Here is an 8,988-nt window from a genome sequence, read left to right as displayed (position 1 = left end):
ATCTCCTCTTGCCCGCTGAGGCGTGACAAAAGAGCTGAGTAGGCCGCAAGAAGCACCATATACAGGGTGCTGCCGTTTTCCCGCGCGAGGCGGTTCAGGCCGGACGTGACTTCTTGGTCCAGAGTAAATGAGATCTTGTCACCGGCGAAGCTTCGCACCGCCGGGCGGGGCTTGTCCGCCGGCAGTTCAAGCACAGGCAGCTCCCCTCCGAGCTGCTTCAGCCAATAAGATTCCTGCTTCTGATATGTGTCGCTTTTTTTGAAGTCCTGCTGCCATACGGCGTAATCTTTGTATTGGATGCGCAGCGGCTCAAGCTTCCGCTCGGCGTACAATGCCCCGAATTCCCGAATGAGCGTATTGACTGAGACGCCGTCAGAAATGATGTGATGCATGTCGACCAAAAGGACATGCCGCTCGTTTGTTTCTCTTACGAGTCCCGCTCTGAAAAGCGGAGCCTGGCTGAGATCAAAGGGACGTACAAACGCATCAGCCGAGTTCTCTTCGGTCACCGTAAACGGCACCTCATGATGGATGCGCTGGATCGGCTCCCCTCCGTTTCCGGTTTCAAAGGACGTCCGGAGCGACTCATGGCGGCTGATCAGCGCTTGGAAGGCCGTCTCCAGCCGTTTGCGGTCAAGCTTGCCTTCCAGCTCAAGCACCGCAGGCATATTGTAGCCGACGCCTCCATCTTCCAGCTGCTGAAGGACATACATCCGTTTTTGCGCCGAGGAGACCGGATAGGTGTCCCCCTTTTCGGCCGGTTCGATCGCCGCATACGGGCTTTCCTCCAACTCGCGGATGACAGAAGCCAGCCCTTCTATGGTCGGTCGGGCAAATACGTCTTTAAGCGGCACTTGGACGCCGAATGCCTTGGCGATTCGGGAGATGAGCGCCGTTGCTTTTAACGAGTGGCCTCCTCGGTCGAAAAAGTCGTCCGTGATACCGACAGGACCGTTTTTCAGCACGTCTTCCCAAAGCTGGGCCAGCTTCATTTCGGTAAGATTTCTTGGTGCCTTGTATGATTCTTGACCAGCTGCTCCATCAGGAGCAGGCAAAGCCTTCCGGTCAAGCTTCCCGCTTGGTGTGATTGGCCATGTGTCGATCTGTACAAAATGAGCGGGGATCATATAGCCGGGCAGCACATGCGCAAGCTGTGCCCGCACGTCGTTTTTATCACGCCCCTGAATATAAGCGCATAGCTCTGTCTCCCCGCTGTCTGCGCGGGTGATGACGGCTGCTTCCTGTACGCCTTCCAGGTTCCGGAGAGCTGATTCAATTTCGCCGGGTTCGATCCGGTAGCCGCGGATTTTGACTTGATCGTCCAAACGGCCGAGGAACTCAACCTGTCCGTCCGGCAGCCAGCGCGCCAGATCTCCCGTTTTGTACATCCGTTCCCCAGGATAAAAGGGATCAGAGAGAAAGCGTTCCGTCGTTAACTCGGGGCGATTCAGGTAGCCTCTGGCCACGCCATTCCCGGCGATATACAGTTCGCCTATGACACCCGCAGGCTGAACAGCCATCTGAGGGTCCAAGATATAAAGACGCGCGCCCGGCACGGGCTTTCCGATCGGAAGACGCAGCCGTTCACTGTCTTTTTCTCTGTCACACACGTAAAATGCCGCATCCACCGTGGCTTCTGTCGGCCCGTAGCCGTGGATCAGCGACGTCTCCGGCAAGAGATCAGCAAATCGGGCAGCTGCTTGAGGCGTGAGCGGTTCGCCTCCGGCGAATACCCGCTTAAGACCTGTCGTGAGCCCGTCCCTTCGCTCAGGCGTTTCCATCTCCAACTGATCTAAGAAGCTGTTCAGCATCGCAGGAATGAAGTGAGCCGTTGTCACCCGTTCCTGCGTGAATGCCTCTGCCATGAGCGCAGGATCTTTTTCCCAGCCGGACGGAAGCAGATAGGCCGAAGCGCCTGAGAGTGTCCACCAGAACAGCTGCCAGACAGAGGCGTCAAATGAAAATGACGTTTTCAGTACAATGACATCCTCTTTATGTAACGGAAACTGCCCTTGCATGCCAGTCAGAAAAGAAACCGCCTGGCGATGCTCCACCGCCACTCCCTTTGGCTGCCCCGTAGAGCCGGAGGTATAAATGAGATACGCAAGAGAGCCGCCATCGGCTGTGCCTGCAGGCACTTCTGAAGGATTGCCATCCACAAGCGCCGCCAGATCCACTTCAAGCATCTCACCTGAAAAATCGGGAACCGTTAAACCAGACTGTGTCAGCATAAGAGAAGCCCCGCTGTCTTTCAGCATGTAGCTCAGGCGCCCGTCAGGATACGCCGGATCAAGCGGCAGATAAGCGCCGCCCGCTTTCAAAACGGCCAGCACGGCAATCATCATTTCCGGCGAGCGCTCGGCAAGGATGCCGACGATGCTTTCTTTCGTCACGCCTTTCGCCGCAAGGCGTACGGCCACCCTGTTTGAATACGCATCAAGCTCCCCGTATGTCAGGCTCCCATTAGCGAAGTGAATCGCCTGCCGATCCGGCGTAAGCGCCGCCTGGCGTGTAAACAGGCCGTGGAGAGTCGGAGCTATAGGTGAAGCAGCTTCTGTTTTGTTAAATTCGTACAAGATATTCTGTTTTTCGTTTTCTTCAACGAAATCCATATCTTTTATCAGCTGGCTCGGATCGTTCAGCGCGTTTTTCAGCACGGTAAGCAGATGGTGTTGAATCCGTTTGATTTCGTCCGGTGTAAACAGACTTGTTTGATAGTCGAAATTAAGTTGGATGGTTCCGGTATCTATACGTTCTTTAATTAAGATAGACAGCTCGTTTGCGGTATGGCCGCTGAAATACATAGCCGTTTCATAATTCAAACAATCAGCCTGCTGCCATTGAAGAGGCTGATATTGCATCGAGATGCCCACAAGATTATGCAGGTCCTTGTATTCTTTTCTTAATTCATTAACGAGCAAATTATAAGGAAACCTCTGGTGACGCATGACAGAGAGCTGCTCCCTGCCGACACTGCGGACAAAAGAAAGAAAATCTTTGTCAGGATCGACTGTCATTCTAATTGGCAAAGTGCTGACAAACATCCCCAGCATTTCTTTTTCGGCCTTGGAGCCCCGGTTACCATAGTAGGTTCCAATCGCAAGGTCGTTTTTAGATGTAAGGCGGCTGATACATATGTATAAAGAGGCCATAAACAAGGAAATGATGCTGATTTGCTGTTCTTGGCAAAAGTCTCTGATATTTCGTTCTACGTCATGTGAAAGAGTGAGTGTATCTCTGGAAGCGGTAGTGCCGTGCGTTTGAACGGAAGCCTGGTCTGTTAATGAGTGATATTCAGGCGGTTTGCGATAGGCTTGCGTCCAAAATAAACGGTCTTTTTCAAAACGGGAAGAATGTAAGTATTGGTTCTCTTTTTCTATGTAGCTAAGATATGAAGGTTCGTGGTGTGTAGGTACAGGATCTTTTCGGATGAGTGTCAGATAGAGATCGATTATTTGATTTCCCATCAGGTTCAAAGAAATGCCATCCATAATGATATGGTGAAATTTAGCATATAGCCAAACTTCTTCAGTGTTAATTCTTAGGAAGTAAAATTGGTAAAGAGGCGAATGAAACAGCTTGAATGGAATGGAGGTCTGAACATGAACCCATTTTTCGACTTCTTCCAAGCTTTTATTTGCAAAATCAATAATCTCAATGGACATAGGTTCATGTTCAGTGAGGTAAAGATGAGGTTCTGTGTCTGTTCCTTCTGTCAGCTGAAATCTTATTGCGTCATTTCGGGAGATTGAAAGGTTCAATGCCTTTTGAAGAACTTCCAGGTCAACCGCACCTCTGAATTTCACGCAGGCGGCGAGATTGCAGATGCTTGTGCCGGGCTCCAGCAGTTCTGTAAACCATACTCTTCTTTGAGCATGAGTTAAAAAATAAGTGTTTCTTTTCAACGTATTCCCTCCAGTTCTAATTTTAAGAGGATAAGAAAGTGAAATAATGACAAAAACAAAAGAGTATATTACTTAATAATCCATATAAGCACTATTTTAAAACATATTTCATAAAGTACAATATAAAAATTTTAAAAAAGTTTAAATTTTTATAACATTTTTTTGAATTTACATCATTTTTCTTCTTATCCTCTTATTTTTCAACACTTATTTTTGAACTGGAAAAGATAGAAATCCTATGTTCTGCTCTTTTAAATTTAGTTGTAAGCCTTCATGCTGAGCTGAGGACCGAAACGTTCCACATGAATAGAATCTGCCGGCGCGCCAAGCTCTGTGGTAATCAGATGCTGCATATGAGCCATAAACGCCTCGGAGCCGCATACATAATAATCTGCTTGCGGATTTACAACCAGCCGATTAATCAAGATCTTATCAATGCGCCCTTCACAAAAAGCGATACCTTTTTTGTAATCATCATTTGTCGGTTCACTGTATATAAAAACCGGTTGTGCAAAAGAGTCTTTTGCGACCTCTTCCGTTTCTTGGCGAAAAGCATGGTGTTCGCTGTTTTTAGCTGCATGAATAAATAGAATGTGACGTTCCGGCTGCTGTTTTACTGCTGTGTGAAGCATACTCATCATCGGAGTAATCCCGACTCCCGCGCTAATCAGTACTAAAGGCTTTTCAGAGGAGTCATTTAAAACAAAGTCTCCGGCAGGCGCACTGACTTCTATTGAATCTCCCTCCTCTAATTGATCGTGCAAGTAGGTTGAAACAACACCGTCTTTTTTGACTGAAATACGATACACATTTCCATGAAAAGCGTCTGACAGGCTGTATTGGCGAATATGTGTGTATGCAGATCCAGGAATACGAACTCTGACACTGATATACTGTCCTGCTTCAAATGGTGGTAAAGACTGTCCGTCGGCCGGCTGCAGGTAAAAAGATGTAATCTCCTTGCTCTCTTCCGTCTTTTTCAAAATGAGAAAACGTTTATAATCGATCCATCCGCCCTTTTGTTCACCCGCATGCTGGTACATGTCTTTTTCAATTCCTATGAACGCATCTGCGATTACGCCATAAGCTGTTTCCCAGGCTTGCATAATGTCCGGTGTGGCTTTGTCTCCTAACACATCTTTGATCGCTTTTAATAAGTATGTTCCTACAATCGGATAGTGTTCAGGTTTTACTCCGATACTGCGGTGTTTATGGCTGATCATTTTTACTACAGGAATAATGTTTTCCAGCTGATCAATATTGGCTGCTGCTGCATAAACCGCGGCAGCTAAAGCTGTTCTTTGTGTTTTTTTCTTTTGATTGGTTTGGTTAAACATGTTTAGCAACTCAGGGTGAGCTTGAAACATGAGATCATAAAAGCGTCCTGTTATTTCTTCTCCGTGCGTTTCTAATACCGGCACTGTACTTTTGATTATGTTTATTGTTTGTTTACTCAACATGATTCATCACAACCCTTTTTATAAGATGTATTGCTAATACATGTTTATAATAAGGGTTATTTTGTATTAAAGATATATTTAAAATGAATGTTTAATAAAGTTGACACATTATTGTTAAATTAATGGGATTTCTGGGGTTTTAAAAGATACCATATAGTAAAAAAGAAACGCATAAAAAAGACCAGTTTTCTTTGAAACTGGCCTTAAAGTCATAACTTGCTCGGTGACAATTCACTGATTTGCCAAAACCACGGCGATTTTATCTTCCACGTCTTTGCCTTTAGAGTCATCTATCAGATGATCTAAGAGAATAGAAAAAACAAGCGTTTCTCCGCTTTTTGTATCGACATAGCCTGAAAGGGTGCTGACAGTGGTTAAAGAGCCGGTTTTCGCTTTCACTTTTCCTTCTGCAACCGTGTTTTTCATGCGGTCACGCAGTGTGCCTCCCGTTAATCTGTCACTTGCGCCAGCGACAGGCAAGGCGTTTATATAAGAGGGAAACCACTTTTCATCTTGAACGGAATATAAAAGAGCAGACACTTGATTAGCGGAGACCAGATTGATGTGGGAAACACCCGATCCGTCTCTTATTACTAATTTGCTTGTATCTACATTAAATTTAGGCAGTTCTTTTTCTAGCACCTCAAGCCCTTTTTCCCAGCTTCCCTCCCCTTTTTGCACCTTCCCCATTTCTTTTACAAGGATTTCAGCGTGCCCGTTGTTGCTAAATTTCATAAAGGGAATCATCAGCTCTGATAATGGTATGGAATGGTGAGTTGTTAAGAGACGGGAATGTTTGGGGACAGCGCCTGTTTTTACTTTTCCGCGCAATGTTATGCCATGTTCCGCCAGCGATTGCTTAAATAAGTCCAGCGCGTATCCGGTTGGCTCCCACACAGAGATCCATTCCCTTGTCCTTGAGGCGCCGACAGGTATCGTGCCTTTAATGGTAATCGTATTGGTTCCGTGCTTCCGCTCAATGGTTATGTCTTTTTTTTCATCTGCTGATACGGTTTTAGCATGATTCTCTATATTCACATAGCCGGTTTTCGGTGATAAGGTCACCAAGGGCTTTTTTCCTGATTTGCTGTCGGGATTTACCTCTACGATAATAGTGCCTGCATCGTAATCCTCGTTTGGTGATGCTGTCAGCGCCGATACTTGAGCTCCGTAATACGTATGCTCATCACTCCACGGCAGGTCGGGCGAGTAACGGATGTCATCGTACCAAGTATCATCACCGATGAGGTGTCCGCGGATGACTTTTATCCCCTGTTGCTTGATTTTTTCCGCAAGCTTATCAAAATCGGATTTTAAAAGGGTGGGATCTCCCTTTCCCTTCAAATATAAATTTCCATTCAGATTTTTTCCTTTTATCGATCCGTCTGTTTGGACTTCTGTTGCGAAGCTATAATCTTCTCCTAATACAGAAAGAGCCGCAGCAGCGGTAAAAAGCTTCATATTCGAAGCGGGTCTTAAGCGGGTATCACCAAGATGATCATAAAGAATATCGCCTGTATCAGCTGATCGGATACTAATACCTGCCAGCGCTCCATCTAAGATCGGATCATGATTCAATAAGTCATCCAGTTGTTCGGCCAGATCTCCCTTATTTTCAGCGGCAAGAGCAGCATTGCCGGTATCATGGATGTAAGGAACCAACGCAAAAATGAAGATCAACAAAATACAGACACTCAATTTAAGCTTTTTTCTCATCAATTTTCCTTCCCGCCTTTCGAATGGTTCCTTCCCACTACATAATATGGATGACAGCCATTCATTATATGATAACGGATATCTCAGTTTTCACAGTTGCTTGTTCTCCCGGCTTCAATTCTCTGAGGCCTGTAAGGGATGGCGGCAATTTGAGATTGGGCGCGTTGGTTACCCAAGTATACGGCTCCACACTTACAAAGCCTTGTATGCCGTCTGCGTTGTACACAACCCAATGTTTAATATGTTCATCTCCTCGATAAACGACTTTTACGCTGGGATTTTGATGGTAAATGACTGCTTGATTTTCTCTGCCGCTAGAGTCAGAAGAAAGAAACACATCATCCAGCGCCTTATTTTTAAGGCTGATTCCTGCGTGTAACTGCTCTTTATCCGCAATATCCTCTACTTGTCCTGTCGGCAGAAAACGTTCATCTAATTCCCATTTTTGATCTGCCGTTAAAGAAAAGGCGGAGCTGTCTTCCGGGAAGATAAATGAGGTGTGATAGCCGAGACCCCACGGAAACGCTTCTTCCCCTTTATTGGTAATCACTGCATGCTGACGGAGTGTCGCTTCTTCAAGGATATAAGACATTCGGATGACCGCGTGGCGGGGAAATTGCTTATAAATATGAGGATGCTGAGAAATATCAATTTCAGTTTCAAGAATCACTTGATTTCCCGCTATTTTTGACGTTGTAACCTCCCATTTTTCTTTGTAAAGAAAACCATGGATATGATTATGTTTATCTTTTTCGTTTATTTCAAAATGATAGGTTTGTCCCTTGTAATCAAAAGTACCGTCACTAATCCGATTGGGCGGAAACAAAATCGGCGTTCCATATAAGATGGGATTGTCATGGAATTGTTTCTCGGATTCGGGTTCTCTTAATAAATGCATGTCTGTTCCCTTATGCACAATAGAAATGACATTGCTTCCCCATTCTGGAACGAGGATAAACTCCATGTGCTGATTCCCGGCTCTTATTGCCGGTGCACCAAGGTATGTGGTTTCTTCAATAAAGTTTGTCATCGCCATTCAACCTCTCCCTTTTATACTGACCGTTTGTATAGAAATTCAATGTCATCAGCTATTCTCCTTTTAAAATCACACAAATGGTTATGAAATATGTCATTTTCGACACTTTAATCTTGGCCATGAATAGAGTAAAGCAATCTATCATATATATATAAGGCGTGAAATATAAGTCCGGAAAATTTTTCTTGAAAAACTATTGTAATCTATCCGTAATTATTGTAACATTTGTAACATAAGAGTAAGACAATTTTTCTTAAGGAGAGAGAGACATTGAAAAAACTAATCCTATTTCTAATCACGGCATCATTATTTCTATCAGTCGGCACGGCATCTGCCGCAAAAAATACATCTAGTGATTTAACACAAAAACAGGCATTGCAATTGGCGCTTCAGGCGCGTGAGCATTTTTGGAATACAATGAGCGGACATAATCCGAAGGCGAAAAACTCAACTTGCACGAACAAAACGTTTGAATATCAAAACCTTCAATATATTTATATGTGCAGTGAGTTCGATACAAAAGCAAAAGTCGTACATTACTTAACGCCAGTCTTTACAAAAGAAGCTGTCACAAATGGTTTAAAAGATTATCACTTTACGGTTTACAAAGGAAAATTTGCAGTTCCGATCGGTGATGGCGATAACCTTCTGAATTGGGAAAAAGCATTATCCAAGCTAGTATCTAAAAAAAGCAGCGTTCGAACATACGAATTCACAGTGCCGCTCTTGGATGGTTCCCCTGCAGTGAAACGGAAAGTGACGTATGTGAAAGAGAATAACAAATGGAAGATCAATCAGTTTGATGCAGTGATTTAGAGAAAAGCCCGCCATTTGGCGGGCTTTTTCTTTTTACTTGTCTCCTGCCTCGCTA

General features: G+C 45.0%; 5 protein-coding genes. 1 reads left to right on the top strand and 4 read right to left on the bottom strand.

Features of this window, described 5'->3' with window-relative positions; translation table 11 throughout:
- The 4 genes from AXI57_RS12380 to AXI57_RS12365 all read right to left on the bottom strand — a co-directional run.
- Positions 1-3,905 (bottom strand): non-ribosomal peptide synthetase (locus AXI57_RS12380; protein ID WP_155724089.1); only part of this gene is annotated, 3,905 nt, incomplete at its 3' end.
- Between the two features lie 257 nt (positions 3,906-4,162).
- The gene (hmpA, locus tag AXI57_RS12375) at positions 4,163-5,365 is read right to left on the bottom strand and encodes an NO-inducible flavohemoprotein (RefSeq protein WP_061670235.1); all 1,203 of its coding nucleotides are present in this window, start codon (positions 5,363-5,365) and stop codon (positions 4,163-4,165) included.
- A gap of 231 nt (positions 5,366-5,596) precedes the next feature.
- Positions 5,597-7,081 (bottom strand): D-alanyl-D-alanine carboxypeptidase/D-alanyl-D-alanine endopeptidase, encoded by a 1,485-nt coding sequence (dacB, locus tag AXI57_RS12370; protein WP_061670234.1) that lies wholly within the window; start codon positions 7,079-7,081, stop codon positions 5,597-5,599.
- Positions 7,082-7,145: 64 nt separating this feature from the next.
- Positions 7,146-8,111, bottom strand: coding sequence for an aldose 1-epimerase (locus AXI57_RS12365; protein ID WP_061670253.1), 966 nt, complete (start codon positions 8,109-8,111; stop codon positions 7,146-7,148).
- A gap of 276 nt (positions 8,112-8,387) precedes the next feature.
- Here AXI57_RS12365 and AXI57_RS12360 point away from each other — a divergent pair, with 276 nt between their 5' ends.
- Positions 8,388-8,933: an IseA DL-endopeptidase inhibitor family protein gene (locus AXI57_RS12360; RefSeq protein ID WP_061670233.1), complete on the top strand. Its 546-nt coding sequence runs from the start codon at positions 8,388-8,390 to the stop codon at positions 8,931-8,933.
- Positions 8,934-8,988: the final 55 nt, after the last annotated feature.

Origin of the sequence: Bacillus atrophaeus, assembly GCF_001584335.1 — a bacterium.
GTDB lineage: Bacteria > Bacillota > Bacilli > Bacillales > Bacillaceae > Bacillus > Bacillus atrophaeus.
Note: the sequence above shows the minus strand (reverse complement) of the source record. Positions and strands in the feature narration are given on the sequence as shown.